The following is a 21,748-nucleotide window of genomic DNA, read 5'->3' on the forward strand; positions in this document are numbered from 1 at the left end:
ATGGACATCAACAAACCTTTGGACCTGCTTGGCGGCCTGACTCCCCGGGCCTTTATGCGCCGCTACTGGCAACGGCGTCCCTTGCTCATTCGGCAGGCCATTCCGAACTACGTACCGGCACTGTCCATCACGGACATTCGCCGGCTGGTGCGCCGCGAAGAGGTGGAATCGCGCCTGATTTGGCATGACAGCCAGGGCTGGCATATGAAGCACGGCCCGATGAGCCGCCTGCCTGCCATGAACAAGCCGCAATGGACCGTGCTGGCGCAAAGCGTGGACCTGCATGATGACCGCATGGCCGCACTCATGCATCGTTTTCGCTTCATTGCCGATGCCCGGCTCGATGACATCATGATCAGCATAGCCAGCGACGGCGGCGGAGTGGGCCCGCATTTCGACAGCTACGATGTCTTCCTGCTGCAGGCACATGGCCGCAGGCGCTGGCGGATAAGCCGGCAACGCGATCTTTCCCTGGAACCCGATCTGCCGCTGAAGATTCTGCGCAACTTCCAGCCGCAAGAAGAGTACGTACTGGAGCCGGGCGATATGCTGTACCTGCCGCCGCACGTTGCCCACGACGGTGTGGCCGAAGGCGATTGCATGACCATCTCCATAGGCTTTCGCGCCCCCACCCAGGCGGCCTTGGCCTGCGGCATGCTGGAGGCCGCAAACGACCAGATCATGGCCAATCTCGGCGACACAGGTGGTCTCTACGGCAGCCCCGTCATTCCCGGTGCGATCTTATCTGCCACCTACAAGGATCGCGGCATATCCGCCACGGCGAATCCCGCAGCGCTGCCGCAGCGCCTCATCGACGCAACACTGGCCGCCGCGAGCAAGATTCGCTATGACGAAGCGCTGGCTTCGCGCTTTCTGGGAGTCTGGCTCACCGAGCCGCCGGCAGGCGCGATATTCGAACCGTCGGATGACACCGCACAAACAATCCTATCTGAAGGCTTGCCACGCGAAGGCAGCCTGATATTGGACCGCTGCACGCGCATGATGTATCGCAAGCGGCAATTGTTCATCAACGGCGAGACGGCGCCTGTACCGGCCAGCGCCGCCATGCGCCGTCTGGCCGATCGCCGCGTGCTGGAATGTGCGCATCGGCTTGCTCGGCACCTGACCACGGAGGAATGCAACACGCTCGCCCGCTGGCTTGAGGATGGCTGGCTGCATTACCACCCAGCGTAACCTGGCGCCGTGGACAATATGCCTTTTTATATCGATACGCGCACCCAAATAAGCTTATAAGCAATAAGGAAATAAAAAAGCCTTCGTTCCCGCCCTGCCGCCAGCTCCCTAGAATGCAGGAATATATTCAATTCCCGTGAGCATCACATGCTGGCCCCTTCCTATCTCCCCGAATCAAAGCACACCCTGATAACCGAACTGACCGATGGCCTGGAGTCCAGCGCCTTGAGCTGGCTGTCCGGTTACTTCGCTGGCGTGGCGCACGGCCGACAATCTGGCCGAGTGGCTGCGGCGCCGCCGGTTATCGCCGTGGCCGAGCCCGAAACCGCGCGCCGACTGACCATTGTTTTTGGTAGCCAGACCGGCAACGCCAAGCGCGTGGCCGAGGCTTTGTCCGAACGCGTGGCCGTGGAAGGACTGAACGTTCGCCTCGTGCGCGCCGACCGGTATGCAACACGGGAGCTCAAGGACGAGCAACTGCTCTACATCGTCATGAGCACCCAGGGCGATGGCGACCCGCCCGACGATTCCATTGCCTTCGTCGAGTTCCTGAACAGCCGCCGCGCGCCAAAGCTTCCGCAACTCAAGTATGCCGTGCTCGGCCTCGGCGACTCCAGCTATCCCGATTTCTGCGGCATATCACAACGTATTGATGCGCGTCTCGCCGAACTGGGCGCGGAACGCCTGCAGGAGGCCGGCGCGGCTGACCTGGACATCGAAACCGTTGCACTGCCCTGGCAGGATGGCGCGCTGGGCCACGCCCGCAAAGCACTACTGCAAACCCAGGCCGCCTCGGCCGCCAATGTTACGCCGCTGCGCCCCAAAGCCTCCGTCACACGCGAGCAGCCCTTTCATGCCGAGCTGCTTCTGAATCAACCTATCACGGGCCGCGGCAGCGACAAGGATATCCGTCATCTGGAGATATCCCTGGAGGGCAGCGCCTTGCACTACAAGCCTGGCGATGCGCTCGGCGTTTGGCCGACGCAATCCGAAGCGCTGGTCGAGCGCGTTCTGGCGGTTCTTGCGCTGGACGGCAATGAGGAAGTCGAACTGGGCGGTACTCGGCGCACACTGGGAGATTGGCTGCGCGGCCATCGCGAACTGACCCAGATCACCCGACCATTTCTGGCTGCGCATGCCGAGCGCGCCGGCAGCGACGCGCTCAACGCCTTGCTGCAGCCATCGGGCGCGCAGGCGCTGCGCGAACTGCTTGAATCGCGCCAATTGATTGATGTGCTGCGAGCCTGGCCAGCGACATGGACTGCCGAAGCGCTGCTCAAGTCTCTGCGTCCACTGACGCCCCGCATGTATTCCATCGCATCGAGCCAATCGGTGGTCGAGGAAGAGGTACATCTGACGCTGGCCCATGTTGGCTTTGAAGTGGACGGCGAAGACCGGTGGGGTGCAACCTCCCATTTTCTATCCAATCTGGTGGAGGGTGAAAAGCTGCCTATCTTCGTGGAAGAGAACACGCGTTTTCGCCTGCCCGACGATGACGCGCGCGACATCATCATGATCGGACCAGGCACGGGCGTGGCACCGTTCCGCGCCTTTGTCCAAGAGCGCGCCGCCGCACAGGCCGCCGGACGCAATTGGCTGTTCTTTGGCAATCCGCATTTTTCCACGGACTTTCTCTATCAGACGGAGTGGCAGCACGCGCTGCATGACGGCCATCTGCATCGGCTGGACTTGGCGTTCTCGCGCGATCAGACCGAGAAAGTATATGTCCAGCATCGCATGATGGAACGGGCCGCCGATCTGTTTGCATGGATAGAGGGAGGCGCCCATCTCTATGTTTGCGGAGATGCCACGCGCATGGCCAAGGACGTGCATCAGGCATTGCTGCAGATTGCGATCCAGGAAGGCCGGATGGACGATGGCCGGGCCCGTGCTTGGCTGGATGATCTGGCAGCACAGGGGCGCTATGCCCGCGACGTATATTGATCACAGCAGGAACCCATCAGCATGACCAACCCTTTCTCCGGCGCCAATGGCGCCGGCAAGCCACTTTCTCACCTTGAGGATATCAAGGCGGCCAGCCGTCATTTGCGCGGAACCATCGAAGAAGGCCTGAACGACCCCGTTACAGGAGCCATTAGCGAAGACGACACCAAGCTGCTGAAATTTCACGGCAGCTATATGCAGGATGATCGCGACATTCGCGACGAACGCCGCCGCCAGAAGCTGGAGCCGGCATACGCCTTCATGATACGTGCACGCCTGCCGGGCGGCGTCGTAACGCCGCAGCAATGGCTGGCTTTCGACGACATTGCGCGCAATTACGCCACCCGCGGTCTGCGCATTACCACACGCCAGACGTTTCAATGGCACGGGGTCATCAAGACCAGGCTCAAGGCCACCATGCAGGCCATCCACAATGCCATGGCCACCACCATCGCGGCCTGTGGCGACGTCAACCGCCAGGTAGTGGGCTCCGTGAATCCGCATCTGTCGAGCCAGCATGCGTTGGCCTGGGAGTGGATCAAGAAATTGTCCGATCACTTCATCCCCCGCACCCGCGCCTATCACGAGATATGGCTGGATGGCGAGCGCCTGACCGATGAGCCCGAGGTGGAACCCATCTATGGTTCCACCTATCTGCCACGCAAGTTCAAGATCGGCATCGCGATACCGCCCACCAACGATTGCGACGTGTTTGCTCAGGATCTCGGCCTCATAGCAATTATCGAAGACGGTGTGCTGCGGGGCTTCAATGTCGCCGTGGGCGGCGGCATGGGCGCCACCCATGGCGACACCACGACCTACGCCCGTCTGGGAAGCCTGATCGGTTTTGTGACACCCGAACAATTGCTGACGGTGGCTGAAGCCGTGGTGACCACACAGCGAGACTACGGCAATCGCGCCGAACGCCAGCATGCACGCCTGAAGTACACCATCGATCATCTTGGCCTGGCCTGGTTCAAGGGCGAAGTGGAGCAGCGCACCGGCTTTGCGCTCCCGCCGCCACGGCCCTATCATTTCGATCAGAACGGTGATCGCTTTGGCTGGGCGCAGGGAGAGAATGGCCTGTGGCACCTGGGGTTGTATGTAGAATCGGGCCGCCTGTGGGATCAGGGAGACCAGCAACTGCAGACTGGCGTGCGCGAGATCGCCAAGATACTGAAAGGCGAATTCCGCATGACCTGCAATCAGAATCTGGTCATTGCGAACGTGGCAACCAAAGACCGAACCAGAATCGATAAGTTGGTGGCCAAGTATGGGCTCGATGGATATAAGGCCCAGAGCGGCATCCGCCGCCACAGCATCGCCTGTGTGGCCTTGCCCACCTGCGGCCTCGCCATGGCCGAGAGCGAACGATACGCGCCAGAATTACTGGGCAAGCTGGAAACCATCCTGGATGGACACGGCGTGCTGGACGCGCCCATTCTGCTGCGCATATCCGGCTGTCCGAATGGATGTGCACGCCCCTATCTTGCCGAGATTGCCCTGATCGGGCGCGCCATCGGTCGCTATGACCTGCGTCTGGGTGCCAACTTCACCGGCGAGCGGCTCAACGTCCTATATCGTGAAAACGTGGCCGAGCCCGAAATTCTGAGCAGCCTTGATACACTGTTCGGCAGCTATGCCCGCGAACGGAAAGCCGATGAAAAATTTGGCGACTTCCTTATTCGCACAGGCGTATTGCCTGCCCCAACGCAGAATCTCATCCCCATCGTGCTCGAAACCGTTGCCTGAGCATATGGGTGTCCATGCCAAGGCCGTACCATAGTCCGGACCCATGAAATTATTTCCATTATTCGCCGACCTTTCGCAGCGCCGCGTCATGGTCGTGGGCGGCGGCGCCGTCGCCGAGCGCAAGATCAACAGTCTGCTGGCTTCCGATGCCGACGTGGTCGTGGGCGCTCCGTCGCTCACGGATGCCCTGGCCTCCCTGGCTACGGCGGGACGTATCCGTCATCTGGCCGGCACGTTCGAACAAAGCTGGTTGGACGAAGCATGGCTGGTGATCGCGGCAACCGACGACAGGAATCTAAACCGCCGCATCGCCGATCTTGCGCGCGCTCGCCGCCTATTCATCAACGTGGTCGATGATCCCGAGTTGTGCTCCTTCCATGTGCCTTCCATCGTCGACCGCGCACCCCTGACTATCGCCATCTCGTCCGCGGGTCATGCTCCCGTCATCGCACGGCGCGTACGTGAACGCATTGAAAGCCTTTTCGACCACAGTCTCGGCGCCCTGACTGCACTTGCCGCCCGCTATCGCGATGCCATCCGAAGGGGCCGGCCCGAGCTACGCGCACGGCGCAATTTCTATGACTGGCTGATCGATGGCCCGGTAGGCGACGCAATGCGCCGCCAGCAGCCCGACGAAGCGGAATCACTGCTGAGTGCAGCCCTGCATCAGACCCAGGCCCCATCGCGCGGCAAGGTGGTATTGGTGGGAGCGGGGCCAGGCGATCCTGGCCTGCTCACTATCAAGGCGCTGCGCGCGCTGAACGAGGCGGATGTGATTCTGTACGATCGCCTGGTGGATGATGCGATTCGAGACCTGGCGCGACGTGACGCCATGCAGATCGCGGTGGGCAAGCGTACGGGCGAGAATCATGACGCGACACAGGCTCGCATCCACGCCCTGATGCAGGAACACGCCAGGCAAGGCCGCCTGGTGGTGCGATTGAAGGGAGGCGATGCTTTTGTATTCGGACGGGGTGGCGAGGAACTGGCGTTTCTGCGCGACCAAGGCATTGATTATGAGGTGGTGCCTGGCATAACGGCGGCGCTTGCCTGTGCTGCCTACGCCGGTGTGCCGCTCACGCATCGGGATCACGCCCAATCGGTACGCCTGGTCACGGCCCACTGCCGGGAAGATGCACTGTTGCAGGACTGGCCATGTCTTGCCCAGGACAAACAGACATTGGCATTTTATATGTCGGTTGGCCAACTGGAGACACTGTCCACCCAATTGCAGGCTCATGGCCGCTCAGGCGATACACCGTTTGTAATTGTGGAAAACGGTACACGCCCGACGCAGCGCCTGCTGCATGGCAAACTAAAGGATCTTCCCAGCCTGGCTCAACGGCACGCCATCGTATCGCCGGCCATGTTGCTGATTGGCGAAGTGGCAGGCTTGGCGCCGAACCTGAACTGGTTCGGCGCCACACTGGAAGCCTGACAGCCTGCCGATCATGTCATGTGGTTGGACAGCACCGACAGTATGCGCTTGGCCGTGCCATCTTGCAGTATCTGGCCGGACTTGTCGAGTACCGTGACCTGTGAGGTGGCGCCCTGCCCCGCCACGTGAATGCGATAGCTGGCGGCCTCGGCGGTATTCTTGGTGCCAAACAGGCGGCCGAAGAAGTTCTGCTGCTCGATTTTCTCGCCCGTATCGCTGTCCAAATACCGAATGTAATAGTCGCCCGCGGAACGATCGCGATCGACCACCTCGAAGCCAGCGGAATCGATGGCCACGCCAACACGGCGCCACGCCCTGTCGAAGTCCTCTGACAGGTTCAAGGCAGTCTGGTCTTCGGCCAGAGTCGGCTCCTGCAAACTGTCAGGCGCCTGCTCGGCCTGCGCCACTTGTTGCTGGGCCTGCTTGACGTCTGTGCCCAGATATACCATGAGGCGTGCCAGCATGGCGGCGTTCAGACCTGGATCTTCCTTGCCGTACACCCACTTGAACGTGGCACCGTCGCCCGACGGGGTCTCTTCCATGTGCTCGTGGCTGATGTATACCTCAGTCTTGCCATTGACCCGCTCGAGGCGTGTGCGGAAGCGGTCGCGTTCGCCACTGTCGAAAACCTGGTCAATGATCGCACCCAGCGCCGACCGTATCCAGCCTTCGGGAATTTTTGCCCGGTTTTCCGCCCAGTCTGTCTGCATCAGCCCGGCCTTGGGATCGCGTGAATGCAAGGTAAAGCCTTGATCGATCCAGAAGTCGACGACTTTCTGGTAGACCGCACTGGCGGGCTGATCTACAACCAGCCAGCGCAGATCGCCGTCGCGCATGACTTCGACACCCGGTGTCTGCGGCAGCACGCGATCCTTGTCGCTGGCTGCCTGGCGCGCCTGCTGCGAGCTGGCATACTGGCTGTAGGTGGTGGTGCCTTCAGGTGCGCGATAGCGCGCATTTTCATTGGCCTGGGTGAGATCGGGTGGAATGCTGAGCGGCTCGCCCGCGACTGTACTCTTGTAATCGACGGACTCTTCCGCGCCGGTAAGCTGCTTGACGGCCGAGCACCCGGAAAGGACCAGCACGCCCATGCCCATGGCAAGGCAGGCGGCGTGTTTGTTGATACGCTGTTTCATCATTTAGATCAGACCCGCTTCTTTTAACGCATTGCGCACCACGTCGTGGTACTGCTCGTTCAGGGGGGTGAGAGGAAGACGATAGCCAAGCTGGGTGAGCCCCAACTCGGCAACCGCCCATTTGACGGGGATGGGATTGGCCTCGACGAAGAGCACCTTGTTCAGCACGGCAAGGCGCGCATTGAGCGCCCGTGCCTGCATGCCGTCCCCGCGTATGGCCGCCGCACACAAATCATGCATGAGGCGCGGCGCGATGTTGGCGGTAACCGAAACGTTACCGTGCCCCCCCAGCAACATGAGCGCAGCCGCTGTGGCATCGTCACCGCTGAAAACCCGGAACGCTGCGGGCACACTGCGCAAAAGCAGCGCGACGCGGCCAATGTCGCCAGTGGCATCCTTGACACCTATGATGCCGGGTACCTGCGCAAGCCGTAAAATGGTGTCGTTGGACACATCAGCTACCGTGCGGCCCGGCACGTTGTAGAGCAGCGAAGGCAGCTCGACCGCCTCCGCAATGGTACGGAAGTGTTGGTACAGGCCTTCCTGTGAGGGCTTGTTGTAATAAGGCACGACCGAGAGCCCCGCTTGCGCACCCACGCGCAGCGCGTGGCGCGACAGCTCGATGGCCTCGGAGGTGGAGTTGCCGCCCGTGCCCGCCACCACCGGAATTCGCCCCGCCGCATGCTCGGCCGCCACGCGGATGAGCTCGGCGTGCTCATCGACATCCACCGTGGGGGATTCTCCGGACGTTCCCACCACGACCAGGCCATCGGTACCCTGCTCGACATGCCAGTCGATAAGTTTTCGATAGGCCTCGAAGTCCAGACTGCCATCGGGGAGCATCGGGGTTACCAATGCCACCAGACTGCCACCCAATGCGGGGGCCGTCGAATCCGTACTTGTTGCCATGATAGGAAGGTTCTCCGTGTGCTGACCAGGCGGTATGTGCCTGTAAAAATGCAAGTTTACCGGATTAGCGGATCAAATTTACAAAAACCAGCCCACAATGGCCTGGCCGAGCGCAAGGAATGGTTGCAATACGTGCCAGAGTATGCCTGTGACCATCAGGACAATAACGATGAGCAAGCCGTATGGCTCGATACGAGAGTACTGCCAAGCCGCGCGCGAGGGCAGCAGGCTGAATACCACACGGCCGCCATCCAGCGGCGGGAGCGGGACGAGATTGAGCGCCATGAGCACCAGATTGACCTGAATGCCGGCGATGGTCATCTGCACCCAGAAGTCGCCCTGGCTGGCGCCCGACTCAGCCAGCAAGCGCAATCCCAGTGCCCAGATAATGGCCATGACCAGATTGGAACCCGGCCCCGCCAGGGCCACCCAGAGCATGTCGCGCTTGGGACGGCGCAGCCTGCCCCAGTCGACGGGCACGGGCTTGGCCCAGCCAAACAGCAAACCGGCGCCGCCCAGCAGCTTGGTGCTGAAAAGCAGGAAAAGCGGCACGGCAATGGTGCCGATGGGATCGATGTGACGCATGGGATTGAGCGTTACCCGGCCCATCTGCCAGGCGGTGGGATCGCCGAACATGCGGGCCACATAGCCGTGGGCTGCCTCGTGCAGTGTTATGCCGAAAAGCACAGGCAGGGCATAAACGGTAATGGTCTGTATCAGCGTATCCATGGATATCCGGGTTTAGGCCACAAAAAACCGGCGGCCGCTAAGAATAGAAGCCGCCAGGCGAAAAAAGTTCGTGAGATTGAAACGGTGCGTCAGTCGAGCCCCAGTGTGGAGAGATCGCCTTGGCCGCGCCGGATGACTTCCGGCAGCGGACCGGTGAGGTCGATGACAGTCGTGGAAAGCAATGGACATGGCCCTCCGTCGATCACGGCCGCCAGCTGATTGCCGTAGCGCTCGAAGATCTCCTGGGCCTCGTTGAGCGGATCGTCTTCCCCCTCGGGGATAAGCGTCGTCGACATGAGGGGAGACTCGGCCGCCTCGACAAGCGCCAGCGCGACGCGGTGGTCGGGAACGCGTATGCCTATGGTCTTGCGCGACGGATGCGACACGCGGCGCGGCACCTCCTTGGTGGCCTCGAGAATGAATGTCCAGGGCCCAGGCGTGGCCAGCTTGAGAAACCGATACTGTTTGTTGTCCACTCGCGCGAAGTGGCTGATTTCGGCCAGATCGCGGCACAACAGGGTGAGATGGTGACGTGCATCAAGCCCGCGCAGACGGCGCAATGCATCGGCAGCGGCCTTGTCATCCAGCCGGGCCACGACCGCATAACTGGAATCGGTGGGTACGGCCACCAAGCCACCGTCGGCCAGGAGCTGGCCAGCCTGCTTCAAAAGACGCGTCTGGGGATTTTCGGGGTGAACGACAAATAACTGAGCCATTTAACTTATCCTAACACTCTTGTTGAGTGAGTTCGAATTTTTATTCCGCCCGGGGCAATACAATCAGGCCTCGGCGCGGCCAGATCCCGGTCCGCCCGATCCGCCGCCAGCGAGCCGGACGGCAGCATACCCGAATGGTAACGCGCCGAAGCCGGCGCCGCACGGGCAAAAGAAAAAAGGGGAAGGACATGCGACTTGGGAATGCACGGGAAAGCAGCAATATCGAGGACAGACGCGGTCGGCGCCTGCGTGTCGGCAGGCGCGGAGGCATTGGCATCGGCACCATCGTGCTGGCGCTGGTAGCCATGTATTTCGGCGTCGATCCGAACGTTGTTCTGCAGATGGCCGGCGGCCCGCAGGAAAGCTACGAAACGACCGACGCGGGCGCACCCCCTCCTCCCACTCCTCAGACGCAGTTCGTCTCCAAAGTATTGGCCGACACCGAAGACACCTGGTCCGCTGTGTTTGAACAACAGGGCTGGGGCGCCTACCGCGCGCCAAAACTGGTGCTGTTTAGCGGTGTAACCCCCACGGCCTGCGGAACCGGCCAGGCGGCCATGGGCCCCTTCTACTGTCCCGCCGACAGCAAGGTCTATCTGGACGTGAGCTTTTTCCAGCAGATGGCAGAGCAACTGCATTCTCCAGGAGATTTTGCGCAGGCTTATGTGGTGGCGCATGAAGTGGCCCACCATGTGCAGCACCTGCTTGGCATTACCGATCAGGTCGATCAGGCCCGCCGGCGCAATCCCCAAGCGGCCAATACCCTGTCGGTGCGAACGGAACTGCAAGCCGACTGCCTGGCCGGCGTGTGGGCCCATCATTCCGACAGCCAGCGAAACACCCTGGAAGAGGGAGATATCGATGAAGGGCTGACCACCGCAGCCGCCATCGGGGACGATCGCCTGCAGCGGCAATCGCAGGGTTATGTGGTGCCCGATTCATTCACGCACGGCACATCGGAACAGCGCGTGCGGTGGTTTTCGCAGGGCTACAAATCTGGCGATACCGGCCAATGCGATACCTTTGCCGCATCGTCGCTCTGACGCTTGACCCGCGACGCCGCCGACGTCGAACGCTGCCTCGGGGTGCCGGCCCCGGCCAGCATCCGTCGAGGCACGAAAGCTCTATTGGGCGGGCCTGACCGGCTCCATGGTGGAGTTGTCCTGGATAGGTGCCTCTGTGCTACCCTGGCTGCCCGAAGATGGCATGCTGGAGGGGGGCATGCTGGAGGGAGACATGTCGGAGGACGGCATCGTCGTGGACGGCATGGTCTGGCCGGATGTTGAAGGCGTGGTGTAACCGGTGCCCGAGCTGTTCGTGCCGGCCTGATCTGCGGGAATCTGCGTCTCGGTAATCTTGAGCGTGGGCTGGATGTCTATTTTCTGGGCTTCGATCCAGGCCTGATGCTCGGCCGCCGTTTCGTGTGCCTGAGCGGCAAAAGGCGCAGCCATGATGGCAGCGATAATCAGCGATTTGGTGAGCGTTTTCACAGTAGCAGCTCCTTATGGAAGTTTGCCGACACCTCATCGTAGAGGAAACCACGGCCCTGGCGCAGCCCCAATCGTTTCCGTGCGTCACTGTTTATATCGGGCAATGACTGACTGAACACAAGGGTTATCCCGAATAATCGGCTGCGCCGCCGCGCGCCGGTCATAGATTGTTTCATGCTCCGGCGGCTGGCATACCGTGTTTGGAGGTCGGCGCGATAATGCGAGCCACAAAATGAGACAGCAAAAGCCGCGGATGGTTTCATGCTAGAATCCCGTTCTTTGCAGCGCACGCCTACCCCGAATGGTATACTTCCGGGTTCGCAGCACTGCTTTCGGGTAGCAAGGTCGGTTTCCGGCTTGTTATCCGCAGCACCGCTCAACGGTGACCGTAGCTCAGTTGGTAGAGTCCCGGATTGTGATTCCGGTTGTCGTGGGTTCGAGCCCCATCGGTCACCCCAGTATTTCTGCAGGTTTCGAGCATTTTCAGAAACTGCTAAACGGTGACATGGCGCCGAATTGGTGACATGCACTAATGGGCTCGGGCTCTTCCCCGGGCTCTTGGCCTTCCCTCACGATCAGGGATCAGCGCACGCTTCAAACTCGGTTGATCACACCATTCCAGCCGCATTGAGCCAACACTCGCATGCGGTGATTCTCAAAGTTCCCGAACCCATGCGCTCGGCGCGAGCGCATCTCCATCTTCGTGTGGAAGCCCCGGGTAACGCCACTGGATTTAGAAAAGCGCCACATGCGCATATCGGCTCCCGCCAATCGGCGTCAGGGCGCAACGCAGGCATGCGCAAGTCGTACCGAGTGTCTATACTTACGTTTTCTCATGATTTGCGCCTACCCTCGGCGCCACATCCACGCGGCCGGCGAGCCGCCTGCGCACCGCACACCTGAAGCATCAATGCAGCGCATGTTCCTGCCGGCCCTGGCACTGGCAAGGAATACAAGAAAAGCAATGGCCCTTCGTTTCGAACATGGCGCACGCGACACCCTGCGTACGCTGCATCCGGGTTATTTCGCCATGGTCATGGCCACAAGCGCCCTGTCTGTCTCCATGTACCGCCATGACGTACCCTTGGCACCCACAGTGCTGCTGGCATTGAACACCGTCTTCTTCGTGGTGCTGGCGGTGGCATATATATGCCGCGCCTGTCGCCACTGGCCGGATTTCCTGGCGGACATCCACAGCCACAGCCGCGGCATGGGCTTCTTCACGCTAGTGGCCGGCACAGCCACATTCGGAACGCAGATTTCGCTGCAGACAAATGCGCTATGGCTGGGCATGGGCCTTTGGGGGCTGTCCGTCGTGCTGTGGATCATCATCAACTATGGCGTACTGGCTGTCCTGACAACCAAGGCCGACAAACCATCGCTGGAACATGGATTGAACGGCGCCTGGCTGCTCGTGGTCGTGGCCGTCCAATCGCTGGTCGTGCTTACGATCGTGCTGCTGGGCCATGGCGCGCTGCCCACGCTGCGGCATGAGTTGGACTTCGCCGCGCTGGCGCTGTGGCTGGGCGGCGGCGCGCTGTACATGTGGATCATGACGCTGATTTTCCTGCGCTACACATTCGTGCACATGATGCCCGAGGAGTTGACCCCGCCTTACTGGATCAACATGGGGGCGGTCGCCATTTCCACATTGGCCGGCGCCCTGCTGGTGGAGCATGCGCCGCTGTCGACAGTGGTGACGGACATTCTCCCCTTTGTAAAGGGATTCGTGGTGTTCTTCTGGGCCATTGCCAGCTGGTGGATACCCATGCTTGTAGTCCTGAGCTTTTGGCGCCATGTCCGGCGCAGCATTGCGTTCTCCTATGACTCGCTTTACTGGGGCGGCGTCTTCCCACTGGCCATGTATTCGGTCTGTACCTTCCATCTCGCGCGCATTTTCCAGGTGCCCTTTGCCACAGCCTTGTCCGGTCTATTCATGGTGTTGGCCGGCATTGCATGGCTGGGCGTCTTCGTAGGCCTGCTCGACAGTCTCATTGCCACCGGCTTTCGAAACCGGCCATGATGGCCTGAAGAAACGGCAATCATGGCTTGCCGGCCTCCCGCAGCCTGGCATGGGCCTGCCCGTGCGGCAAGCAACCTCCAGCAGGCCACGCACGAAGCCGCATTGCGCAGACCTGTATACTTAGCGCTGCCGGCATTCTTGCCGCATAGAACGCACTTATGGTCCTGAGCTGGGTTACCTTCCAATATCTGTTCCAGGAATACTGGCCGCACCTGGTTTTCCTGCTGAGCCTGGTTATAGGCGGCACGGCGGCCGTGCATGCCGCCATGACCAAACAGGACGTGCGCGCGGCCATTGCATGGGTTGGCGTCATCATCATGTCACCCCTGCTCGGCCCCCTGTTGTATCTCATTGCAGGCATCAACCGCGTCCGGCACGAGCATATTACCGACCAGCAGAACCGCAACCTGCGGGATTACTTCAGCAACCCCGACCTGCCCATCGCCACGCCCGAACAGCTGATTTCCCCGCATTTCGAGTCGCTGCGGGTGCTGGGCGACCGCGTCAGCCACTTTCCATTGCGCAGTGGAAACCAGATCAGCATCCTGCGCGGCGGCGATGAAACGTATCCCGCCATGATCTGCGCCATCGACAGCGCGCAGAAGTCCGTCGCCTTGCAAACGTATATTTTCGATGACGACAGCGAGGGGCGAAAAATCGTCGATGCGCTGGCCCGGGCGCACGAGCGCGGGGTACAGGTGCGCGTGCTGATCGATGCCGTAGGCTCCCGGTACTCCCGTCCCCCGGTCATCCGCCGCTTGCGCCGCAGCGGCATCCCCTGCGCCCTGTTCATGACCAACCCCCTGGGCATGCGCATGCCGTACGCCAATCTACGCAGCCACCGCAAGATTCTGGTCATAGACGGCTGCACGGCATTCACCGGCGGCATGAATATACGCGAAGGTTTCGTGACGGCCGTCGCGGGCAAGGACACGGCATTGGACACGCATTTCCGGGTCGATGGTCCCGTCGTGCTGCAACTGATGTCCGTCTTCGCCCATGACTGGTCGTTCACCACCCGTGAGGAGCTTCCTCATCTGGACTGGTCCTGCGACATCTGGGGCGCATCGGGACCACGCGTGCCGGCCCGATGCATCCGCTCGGGGCCGGATCGCTATATTGTGGGCACACACAACATGCTGCTGGGCGCCTTCGCTGTCGCCCGGCGCCACATAAGGATTCAATCGCCCTACTTCCTGCCCGACCAGGTTCTGCTGGGAGCCCTGAATACCGCCGCGCGGCGCGGCATCACGGTTGATGTGGTGATACCGGGGCGCAACAACCTGCGCCTGGTGAACTATGCCATGACGGCACAGCTCGACCAGATCATCCGCAATGGCTGCCGCGTGTGGCGCGCGCGCGGCAACTTCAACCATTCCAAGCTTATTACCATCGACGGCATCTGGTCGTATGTGGGCTCGTCGAATCTCGACCCGCGCAGCCTCAGGTTGAATTTCGAGCTGGATATGGAAATCTACAGCGAGGACACCGCCGCCGAAATTGAAAGTCTTATCGATGACGAGATCGCGCAAGCCGACGCCGTCACGCTGGAGTCGCTGGCCGCCATTCCCTTCCGAAAGCGCTTGCGCAATCGCGTCATCTGGCTGGCAAGTCCCTATCTCTGAACAAGAGGGCTTGCGCCCGCGACAAATGCGGCAAAAGAGAGCCAGCAAAATCGACTCTCTTGCCGATGCCCGCCCAAACAAGACCGAACGCCTTGCGCAGGGCCGGCAAGCGCACCTAAATGGCCGGCCCCATGACCAGCTCCGGCAATATCGTCACAATCTGCGGGAAAATGCACAACAGAACAATGGCGAACAGCATCACCAGCACATAGGGCAATGCGCCCCACAATATGTCCTTGGTCGGCACATCCGGCGCAATGGAATTGAGCACGAACAAGTTCAGGCCCACCGGAGGCGTGATCAGGCCTATCTCCATATTGATGGTCAGCACCACTGCGAACCAGTACGGATCGAACCCCGCTTGCGTGATGATGGGAAACAGCAGCGGCGCGGCCATGACAATGATCGCAACAGGAGGCAGGAACATGCCCGCCACCAGCAGGAATACATTGATGATGGCCATGAGCGCCCAGGGGCTGATCTGCAAGGAAGCGATCGTCGCCGCAAGCGACTGCGTGATGTAGAGCGATGACAGCGCGAAGGCAAACAACTCGGCCGACGCCATGATCATCATGATCATTACGCTTTCACGCATCGCCGAGCCGAATATGCCCGTGAAATCGCGAATGCGAAACAGCCTGTACACCAGCACCACAACGACCAGTGTCAGCAGTGCACCCGCGCCCGCGGCCTCCGACGGCGTTGCCACGCCGCCATACAGCACGAAGAGCATGCCGGTAATGATCAGCAGCAGCGGCAGCACTCGCGGCAGCGTCGCCAATTTTTCTTTCAGCGAATAACTCAGCGAGCCCACCTTGAAGCGAAAGCCCTTGCGCCGCGCGTCAAAAAGAGCCCAGGCCATGAACATGGCCGTAAGCATGATGCCGGGCAGCACGCCCGCCAGGAACAAACGCCCAATGGATGTCTGGGTGGAAATGCCGTAGACAATCATGGTGACGGAGGGTGGTATGAGGATGCCCAGCGTTCCGCCGGCCGCAATCGATCCGGTCGCTACCGTGTTCGGGTATCCGCGCTTGGTCATCTCGGGTATGCCCATTTTTCCAATGGCAGCGCAGGTGGCAGGACTGGATCCGGTCATCCCCGAGAAGATGGCGCATGCACCGATATTGGACAGCACGAGTCCACCCGGCACCTTGTAAAGCCACCGGTCCAGGGCCTTGTACAGATCGCCCCCTGCCGGCGTGCCTGCCACGATGGCACCCATGAGCACAAACATGGGTATTGCCACATATGCCAGATTGGCAATACCCGCAAACATGGTTTCGGTAATGACGTAGATTACGTCGGGCCCCATATCGAGAAACAAGCCGGTAATGGCGGCCAGGCCGAGGGCAAACGCAATGGGCATGCCTGTACCCAGCAAAAGGCACAAGCCGACAATGATGGAGATGCCTGCAGTCGTGGGGGTCATGGATGCGCTCCCTTGAGCTTGATCATTTCAACGATGTACTGCAAGCTCAGAAGGGCCAGCCCGACCAGTACAGGCGTCAGTGGTATCCAGAGCGGATAGGCGGCCACGCTTGGGGTGGTCCAACCCCCGTCGATGGCCTCATAGAGATGGATGCCCGTTGCAATAGTCATCACAACGCAAAACACCAGGCCGCAGACCGACCCCACCCATTCCATGCGATAACGGGTCAGCGGTTTGACCAAAAGCTGTATGACATCCACGCCCACATGCCCCTTCACCAGCAAGACATAGGGTGCCCCGAGAAAAATGGCCGCCGTGGCACTGAAGACCACCGCCTCGGTCTGCCAGATGGTGGCCGCGCGCAATATATATCGCATGATGATCATTTCGCATACGACCACCATTGCAAAGGTCAGCAGCAAGGCCGATAGCACACCGCAGGCGCGCGACAGCGTATCAACGCAAACGACAAAGCGTCGTAATGACATAGAAGATCCTTGTTCAGGTCCGCAACATGGAGCTGAGTGCGAGAAAGAGGAATGCGGGGGAAAACGCACGACGACAGGGGCATGCGGGCCGGGAAAGGCGTGCCCCTCGTTGCCGGCGCCGCCCCTGCGCGCAACCTACTTGACTGCCAGCGCCTCGTCCAAAAGCTTCTTGCCGCCTTTCACGTTCTCGGCAAAGTCCTTGTATGAGGAATCCTCGGCGACCTTCATCCAGGCGGCATAGTCGTCGGCGGACATGGTCACCACCTCCACGCCAGCTTTCTTGAAGATGTCGACCATCTTCTGCTCGCCCTTGCGTGATTCCGCGTCAAAGTATGCTTCCGCCTTCTTCGCAGCCGCCATGATGGCTTCCTGCTGTTTGGGTTCAAGGCCGTCATAGACTTTTTTGGACATGATGACCGGCTCATACATGAACCACAGCGCATTCTCGCCAGGCGCGGTCAGGCACTTGACCTGCTCGTAGATGCGATAGGAGACAAAGCTCGAGTTCGATGTATTTGTCGCATCCAGTACGCCAGTCTGCATGGCGGTGTAAATTTCCGAGGACGGCATGGAGGATATGGAGGCGCCCGCCGCGGCCAGCATCTTTTCGAAGGCGGGGCCCGCCGCGCGTATCACCTGGCCCTTGATCGTATCCGGGCTGGTGATGCATTCCTTCTTGGAGGCAAAGCCGCCTGCCAGCCAGGCATCGGCAATAACTATGGCGCCCTTGTCCTCTACAAGCTTCTTGATGTCCTGCATGAAGGGCGACTTGTTCAACCGTTCGGCATGGTCGTAGTTGCGAACCAGGCCAGGCATAAGCGTGGCGGAGAACTGCGGCACGCGACCCGATGCATAATCCAGCGGGAACGCGGCCATGTCCAGTTGGCCGCGCGTAATGGCACCCCATTGCTCGGTGGCCTTGTAGAGCGACGAGCCAGGGAACACCTGAATTTTCAGGCCCACATCGGCCTTGGCCACCTCTCGGGCGATGATCTGCACCATTTCATCGCGCGGGTCGCCCTGCCCTCCCGGAAACTGGTGAGAAGCACGCAGTGTGGTCTCGGCCGAGGCTGTCCCCGCAACGGCCAGTACGGCAGCCAGGGCTGCATAGCGAAATACGTTTTGCATAGTCTGTCTCCTGAACTTATAAAAATAAAAACTTATGCTGCGTTCGCGGCCAGGCCGCCCTGTTTTCCCCGTGGATTTTCCTCCTTGTCCATCCGCGATACCCACTACGTTCTGGCGGCGCAGCAAGGCGCCGCCACTCCCCCGCGATGTCTACAACGCCTTGTAGCGCTCGCGCAATACGTTCTTCTGCACCTTGCCCATGGTGTTGCGCACAAGCTGATCGGTAAAATGCACACGCTTGGGCACCTTGTAGTTGGCCAGGCTCTGCTTGAGTTGTGCAATGATGGCATCGCCATCCAGCGTTTCTCCTTCACGCGGCACAACAACCGCAACGACGGCTTCGCCGAAATCGGGGTGTGGCACACCGATGACCGCCGATTCGTTCACGCCCGGCATTTCATCGATGACCAGTTCCACCTCTTTCGGATAGACGTTGTAGCCGCCGGAGATGATGAGATCCTTGCTGCGGCCCACAATCGTAAGGTAAGTATCCGGAATGCCCTGGCCGCCAAGCTGGCCCAGATCGCCAGTTCGGAACCAGCCGTCGCCGGTGAATTCCTGGCGAGTCTTCTCGGGCATGCGCCAATAGCCTGAAAATACATTTGGTCCGCGCACCTGCACATTGCCGACGCCGCCGGGCGCCACCGCCCCGCCCTCATCATCCACCACGCGCAGGGATACGCCCGGCAGCGGCTTGCCCACCGTACCGCGCAGGCGCGGCCCCTCATTCGGATCATAAGGGTTGGATGTCAGCATGATGGTTTCGCTCATGCCATACCTTTCGAGTATGGTGTGCCCGCTACGCTCACGGAAGGCATCGAAAGTCTCGGCCAGCAGCGGCGCGGATCCCGAAATAAACAGCCGCATATTGGCGCACACCTCGCGGCTGAAGCGCTTGTCGGCCAGCAAGCGAACATAATAGGTGGGCACGCCCATCATCACCGAGCTGCGCGGCAGATAAGACAGCGCCTGGTCGATATTCAGCCGAGGCAGCCAGATCATTGTGGCGCCGGCCAGCAGAGCGCCATGCGACGCCACAAAAAGGCCGTGTACATGAAAGATGGGCAGCATGTGCAGCAGCACGTCGTTCTGGCGCCACCCCCAATATGTATTCAGCACCTGCGCGTTGGAGCCCAGATTGCCGTGGGATAGCATGGCCCCTTTGCTGCGCCCGGTGGTGCCGGAGGTATACAGAATTGCGGCCAGGTCCTCGGGCCGGTTCGATGCGGTCGGGAAGTCTGGCTCCTGGCTGGCGGCCGCCACGGCCAGGCTGCCGCTGCCGTCGGCATCCAGCGTGTACACATGCGGCGTACCGGCCTTCTGGGCCAGTTCTGACACCCAGGCCAGATTGGCGCTGTCGCACACCACGATTGATGGCTCGGCATCGGTGAGAAAATACGCCACTTCTGCCGAACGATACGCAGTATTGAGCGGCAGATACACCAGGCCTGCACGTATCGTGGCAAGGTAAAGCATAAGCGCCTCTGGCGATTTTTCCACCTGCACGGCCACCCGGGCGCCATCAGGCACATCGAGCGCCCGCAGCAGCGCAGCCAGGCGCGCGCTCATGTCGTCGATGTCTGCGTAGCTGTAGCTCCTGTCCGGCGTCTCGATGGCCGTCTTCGACTTGTCCGAAGGAAAGCCCGACGACAGCAGGGCATACAGATTGGCATTGCCTTCCAAGTTCATTCTCCAGTGAATACCGGCGCGCGGCCGGCCAGAAATGCCTCGACGCCTTCCCGGTGATCGCGGCTGTCTGCATAGCTGAAAAAGCCTGCGAGCTCATTGTGATCCAGCGACCGGGCGTCTGAAACAAGGCGCGCGGCAGTGCGTTTATTGATGCGTGCGGCCAGCGGTGCTCCATGTTCCAGCCTCCGCGCTACACGCGCGGCGTCGCCAGCCGCCTCGCCATCCGGCACGACGCGTGTCAGCAAACCCTTGGCCATGGCTTCGGCCGCATTGAATACGCGGCCTTCCAACAGGATTTCCATCGTCACGGCTCTGCCCGCCAAGGCCAGCAATCCACGCATTTCATCGGGTGCCATGGGAAAACCCAGGCGGTTGATGGGAACGCCAAAGCGCGAAGAAGCCTCAGCAATGCGCAAGTCGCACTGGCTGGCCAGTTCCAGGCCGCCGCCCACGCAAACACCTTCTATGCACGCAATAACCGGATGTATGCACTGGCCCACAGCCGCCAGGGACGGCGCAATGATTTGCGTGTGATAGTGCAGCACGCTCTCAAGATTGCCGCGCTCGCGCGGAAATTCGCTGATATCGGCGCCCGCGGCAAAGTTGCCGTCCTGTCCTTTCAGGACAACGCAACGCAGGCTGTCGTCGTCGGACAGTGTTGCGAAGACGCGGCCCAGCTCCCGCCACATGGCAACGCTGATGGCATTAAGCCGCCCGGGGTGACTCAATGTCACGGTGGCCACGCGTCCCTCGCGCGACAGGAGCACCTGCCCCGGCCCCGCTGGCGATTCCCCCTGCCGCCGCGCGCGCGCGCCGCCTTGAGGCTGGGCATCGGGCGCCTGTCCGTGTGCGTTCAAAGCCATCTCAAATTCAATCCCAGTTTGGGCTTGCCTTCGGCAAGTTGAGCGAGGTTATCGTCAAGCTGGTCCAACTCATACAAATAATTGGCCATGATGCCGCAAGACTGCGCCATCCCCTTGGCTGAACAATCGGCCCCCCAGTTCAGGCGCTCGATGCGGGCACCGTTGCCCAGGTGAAATCGGGCCACAGGATCCAGTGGCTGACCGTTCTTCATGGATTTCAGATAGTGCAGCGCCAGGCGCAGGCCATTGCGCTGCACCGTGTCACTGGCCTGTCCCGCTGCGGCGTCACGCAGACGCTGTACCCATTTGGCGCCCGCCTCCGGATCATCCTGGGCCTGCTGGCGCTCGGTCTTGTCGTGCAGCAGTGCATGCAAGGCCTTGCCATCCTGCTTGCCCAGCCAGTCGGCAAAACCCGGTATGGGGGAAAGCGTGGCAAAAGACTTCAGGCGCGGCAACTCGCGCAGCAGTTCATCAATGACGCGCTTGAGCAAGAAGTTGCCGAAACTTATGCCGCGCAGGCCGGGCTGCGTATTGGAGATGGAGTAGAAGATGGCCCAGCGCGCCTTCTGGGGAGGATCGGACGGCACATGTGGATCAAGCAGCAGCTGTACGTTGCCGGCCATCTGCGGCGCGAATGCCACCTCGACAAAGATGAGCGGCACATCGCTCATGCGAGGATGAAAAAAGGCGTAGCACCGCCTGTCCTCGGCCACACGGTGCCGCAGCTCCTCCCATGAATGTATTTCATGGACGGCTTCGTATTGGATGAGCTTTTCCAGCAGCGACGCTGGCGAGTCCCAATTGATGGGGCGCAATTCCAGCATGCCGACATCAAACCAGCTGGACAGCAGGCCTTCGAGCTCGTGTTCGAGCACCGTCAGGCCCGATACCTGTTTGCGCCAACGCAAAAGATCGGCGCGCAGATCCACCAACAGACGCAGATTGTCGGCCTGGGCATACAGCCGTCTGAAAAAACGCAAGCCTTGGTCTTGCCTGGGTTCAAGGGCCGCGCTGGCCTGGGCCAGGCTACCCACCATGGCGCGACGATCCTTGTCGGATGCGCCGATGTAGCGCGCGCCCCACTGCTGGGCCAGCCTGTTGGCGGCCACATCGGTCAGTCGGGCCGCGAACAGCGGCCGCACATCGGCCGCATTGGGAATGTGATCCCGCTCCAGCCAGCGGCCAAGGCGCG

At 60.9% G+C, this 21,748-nt stretch carries 20 protein-coding genes and 1 tRNA gene; 8 read left to right on the forward strand and 13 right to left on the reverse strand.

What is annotated here, in order from left to right:
* From ERD78_RS16910 to cysG, 4 genes are all read left to right on the forward strand, one after another.
* Positions 1–1,194, forward strand: coding sequence for a JmjC domain-containing protein (locus tag ERD78_RS16910; protein WP_129970722.1), 1,194 nt, complete (start codon positions 1–3; stop codon positions 1,192–1,194).
* A 147-nt stretch (positions 1,195–1,341) separates the two neighbouring features.
* Positions 1,342–3,138, forward strand: coding sequence for an assimilatory sulfite reductase (NADPH) flavoprotein subunit (locus ERD78_RS16915; RefSeq protein ID WP_129970724.1), 1,797 nt, complete (start codon positions 1,342–1,344; stop codon positions 3,136–3,138).
* Between the two features lie 21 nt (positions 3,139–3,159).
* The gene (gene cysI / locus ERD78_RS16920) at positions 3,160–4,890 is read left to right on the forward strand and encodes an assimilatory sulfite reductase (NADPH) hemoprotein subunit (protein ID WP_129970726.1); all 1,731 of its coding nucleotides are present in this window, start codon (positions 3,160–3,162) and stop codon (positions 4,888–4,890) included.
* A 43-nt stretch (positions 4,891–4,933) separates the two neighbouring features.
* On the forward strand, positions 4,934–6,328 hold the full coding sequence (gene cysG, locus ERD78_RS16925; RefSeq protein WP_129970728.1) for a siroheme synthase CysG: 1,395 nt from the start codon (positions 4,934–4,936) through the stop codon (positions 6,326–6,328).
* Between the two features lie 11 nt (positions 6,329–6,339).
* Here the strand turns inward: cysG and bamC are convergent, their stop codons facing one another.
* From bamC to ERD78_RS16945, 4 genes are all read right to left on the reverse strand, one after another.
* On the reverse strand, positions 6,340–7,467 hold the full coding sequence (gene bamC / locus ERD78_RS16930) for an outer membrane protein assembly factor BamC (RefSeq protein WP_129970730.1): 1,128 nt from the start codon (positions 7,465–7,467) through the stop codon (positions 6,340–6,342).
* Positions 7,468–8,373, reverse strand: coding sequence for a 4-hydroxy-tetrahydrodipicolinate synthase (dapA, locus tag ERD78_RS16935; RefSeq protein ID WP_129970732.1), 906 nt, complete (start codon positions 8,371–8,373; stop codon positions 7,468–7,470).
* A gap of 78 nt (positions 8,374–8,451) precedes the next feature.
* Positions 8,452–9,102: a site-2 protease family protein gene (locus ERD78_RS16940; protein ID WP_129970734.1), complete on the reverse strand. Its 651-nt coding sequence runs from the start codon at positions 9,100–9,102 to the stop codon at positions 8,452–8,454.
* 89 nt (positions 9,103–9,191) lie between these two features.
* Positions 9,192–9,818: an L-threonylcarbamoyladenylate synthase gene (locus ERD78_RS16945; protein WP_129970736.1), complete on the reverse strand. Its 627-nt coding sequence runs from the start codon at positions 9,816–9,818 to the stop codon at positions 9,192–9,194.
* Positions 9,819–10,006: 188 nt separating this feature from the next.
* On the opposite strand from ERD78_RS16945, the gene ypfJ reads away from it, so the two are divergent.
* Positions 10,007–10,861 (forward strand): KPN_02809 family neutral zinc metallopeptidase, encoded by an 855-nt coding sequence (gene ypfJ / locus ERD78_RS16950; RefSeq protein ID WP_129970738.1) that lies wholly within the window; start codon positions 10,007–10,009, stop codon positions 10,859–10,861.
* Between the two features lie 81 nt (positions 10,862–10,942).
* Here ypfJ and ERD78_RS16955 read toward each other — a convergent pair whose 3' ends face one another.
* Both ERD78_RS16955 and ERD78_RS19810 read right to left on the reverse strand, forming a co-directional pair.
* A complete protein-coding gene (locus ERD78_RS16955; protein ID WP_129970740.1) occupies positions 10,943–11,308 on the reverse strand; it encodes a hypothetical protein in 366 nt (121 codons plus the stop codon).
* Positions 11,305–11,571, reverse strand: coding sequence for a hypothetical protein (locus ERD78_RS19810; RefSeq protein WP_167668971.1), 267 nt, complete (start codon positions 11,569–11,571; stop codon positions 11,305–11,307). The genes ERD78_RS16955 and ERD78_RS19810 overlap by 4 nt, the downstream gene beginning before the upstream one ends.
* Before the next feature lie 119 nt (positions 11,572–11,690).
* Here ERD78_RS19810 and ERD78_RS16960 point away from each other — a divergent pair.
* Positions 11,691–11,766: transfer RNA gene (locus ERD78_RS16960), tRNA-His, on the forward strand.
* Positions 11,767–11,902: 136 nt separating this feature from the next.
* On the opposite strand, the gene ERD78_RS20270 is transcribed toward ERD78_RS16960, so the two are convergent.
* Positions 11,903–12,064: a transposase gene (locus ERD78_RS20270; protein ID WP_425331543.1), complete on the reverse strand. Its 162-nt coding sequence runs from the start codon at positions 12,062–12,064 to the stop codon at positions 11,903–11,905.
* A gap of 208 nt (positions 12,065–12,272) precedes the next feature.
* On the opposite strand from ERD78_RS20270, the gene ERD78_RS16970 reads away from it, so the two are divergent.
* Positions 12,273–13,331, forward strand: coding sequence for a tellurite resistance/C4-dicarboxylate transporter family protein (locus ERD78_RS16970; RefSeq protein WP_167668972.1), 1,059 nt, complete (start codon positions 12,273–12,275; stop codon positions 13,329–13,331).
* Between the two features lie 158 nt (positions 13,332–13,489).
* Positions 13,490–14,956, forward strand: coding sequence for a phospholipase D-like domain-containing protein (locus ERD78_RS16975; protein ID WP_129970744.1), 1,467 nt, complete (start codon positions 13,490–13,492; stop codon positions 14,954–14,956).
* 115 nt (positions 14,957–15,071) lie between these two features.
* On the opposite strand, the gene ERD78_RS16980 is transcribed toward ERD78_RS16975, so the two are convergent.
* The 6 genes from ERD78_RS16980 to ERD78_RS17005 all read right to left on the reverse strand — a co-directional run bounded on the left by ERD78_RS16980 (position 15,072) and on the right by ERD78_RS17005 (position 21,689).
* On the reverse strand, positions 15,072–16,388 hold the full coding sequence (locus ERD78_RS16980) for a TRAP transporter large permease (protein ID WP_129970746.1): 1,317 nt from the start codon (positions 16,386–16,388) through the stop codon (positions 15,072–15,074).
* Positions 16,385–16,876, reverse strand: a complete 492-nt coding sequence (locus ERD78_RS16985; RefSeq protein ID WP_129970749.1) for a TRAP transporter small permease subunit — start codon at positions 16,874–16,876, stop codon at positions 16,385–16,387. Before ERD78_RS16985 ends, ERD78_RS16980 begins: the two co-directional genes overlap by 4 nt.
* A gap of 135 nt (positions 16,877–17,011) precedes the next feature.
* Complete coding sequence (locus ERD78_RS16990; RefSeq protein WP_129970751.1) at positions 17,012–18,004, reverse strand: TRAP transporter substrate-binding protein; 993 nt, start codon at positions 18,002–18,004, stop codon at positions 17,012–17,014.
* Positions 18,005–18,154: 150 nt separating this feature from the next.
* Positions 18,155–19,693 (reverse strand): malonate--CoA ligase, encoded by a 1,539-nt coding sequence (locus tag ERD78_RS16995; RefSeq protein ID WP_129970753.1) that lies wholly within the window; start codon positions 19,691–19,693, stop codon positions 18,155–18,157.
* A complete protein-coding gene (locus ERD78_RS17000) occupies positions 19,690–20,556 on the reverse strand; it encodes an enoyl-CoA hydratase/isomerase family protein (protein WP_129970755.1) in 867 nt (288 codons plus the stop codon). Before ERD78_RS17000 ends, ERD78_RS16995 begins: the two co-directional genes overlap by 4 nt.
* Positions 20,547–21,689: a malonyl-CoA decarboxylase domain-containing protein gene (locus ERD78_RS17005; RefSeq protein ID WP_129971069.1), complete on the reverse strand. Its 1,143-nt coding sequence runs from the start codon at positions 21,687–21,689 to the stop codon at positions 20,547–20,549. The genes ERD78_RS17000 and ERD78_RS17005 overlap by 10 nt, the downstream gene beginning before the upstream one ends.
* Between the last annotated feature and the right edge of the window lie 59 nt (positions 21,690–21,748).

The organism is Allopusillimonas soli, assembly GCF_004153445.1.
Classification (GTDB): Bacteria; Pseudomonadota; Gammaproteobacteria; order Burkholderiales; family Burkholderiaceae_B; genus Allopusillimonas; species Allopusillimonas soli.

What these genes read in the sequence shown, in the direction of transcription:
- ERD78_RS16990 (WP_129970751.1), bottom strand. Translation starts at nt 18,004, where the DNA reads ATGCAAAACGTATTTCGCTATGCAGCCCTGGCTGCCGTACTGGCCGTT.
- ERD78_RS16975 (WP_129970744.1), top strand. Translation starts at nt 13,490, where the DNA reads ATGGTCCTGAGCTGGGTTACCTTCCAATATCTGTTCCAGGAATACTGG.
- ERD78_RS16945 (WP_129970736.1), bottom strand. Translation starts at nt 9,818, where the DNA reads ATGGCTCAGTTATTTGTCGTTCACCCCGAAAATCCCCAGACGCGTCTT.
- cysG (WP_129970728.1), top strand. Translation starts at nt 4,934, where the DNA reads ATGAAATTATTTCCATTATTCGCCGACCTTTCGCAGCGCCGCGTCATG.
- ERD78_RS16980 (WP_129970746.1), bottom strand. Translation starts at nt 16,388, where the DNA reads ATGACCCCCACGACTGCAGGCATCTCCATCATTGTCGGCTTGTGCCTT.
- cysI (WP_129970726.1), top strand. Translation starts at nt 3,160, where the DNA reads ATGACCAACCCTTTCTCCGGCGCCAATGGCGCCGGCAAGCCACTTTCT.
- ERD78_RS19810 (WP_167668971.1), bottom strand. Translation starts at nt 11,571, where the DNA reads ATGAAACCATCCGCGGCTTTTGCTGTCTCATTTTGTGGCTCGCATTAT.
- ERD78_RS16970 (WP_167668972.1), top strand. Translation starts at nt 12,273, where the DNA reads ATGGCCCTTCGTTTCGAACATGGCGCACGCGACACCCTGCGTACGCTG.
- ERD78_RS17000 (WP_129970755.1), bottom strand. Translation starts at nt 20,556, where the DNA reads ATGGCTTTGAACGCACACGGACAGGCGCCCGATGCCCAGCCTCAAGGC.
- ERD78_RS16910 (WP_129970722.1), top strand. Translation starts at nt 1, where the DNA reads ATGGACATCAACAAACCTTTGGACCTGCTTGGCGGCCTGACTCCCCGG.
- ERD78_RS16985 (WP_129970749.1), bottom strand. Translation starts at nt 16,876, where the DNA reads ATGTCATTACGACGCTTTGTCGTTTGCGTTGATACGCTGTCGCGCGCC.
- ERD78_RS20270 (WP_425331543.1), bottom strand. Translation starts at nt 12,064, where the DNA reads ATGCGCATGTGGCGCTTTTCTAAATCCAGTGGCGTTACCCGGGGCTTC.
- ERD78_RS16995 (WP_129970753.1), bottom strand. Translation starts at nt 19,693, where the DNA reads ATGAACTTGGAAGGCAATGCCAATCTGTATGCCCTGCTGTCGTCGGGC.
- ypfJ (WP_129970738.1), top strand. Translation starts at nt 10,007, where the DNA reads ATGCGACTTGGGAATGCACGGGAAAGCAGCAATATCGAGGACAGACGC.
- ERD78_RS16940 (WP_129970734.1), bottom strand. Translation starts at nt 9,102, where the DNA reads ATGGATACGCTGATACAGACCATTACCGTTTATGCCCTGCCTGTGCTT.
- ERD78_RS16915 (WP_129970724.1), top strand. Translation starts at nt 1,342, where the DNA reads ATGCTGGCCCCTTCCTATCTCCCCGAATCAAAGCACACCCTGATAACC.
- bamC (WP_129970730.1), bottom strand. Translation starts at nt 7,467, where the DNA reads ATGATGAAACAGCGTATCAACAAACACGCCGCCTGCCTTGCCATGGGC.
- dapA (WP_129970732.1), bottom strand. Translation starts at nt 8,373, where the DNA reads ATGGCAACAAGTACGGATTCGACGGCCCCCGCATTGGGTGGCAGTCTG.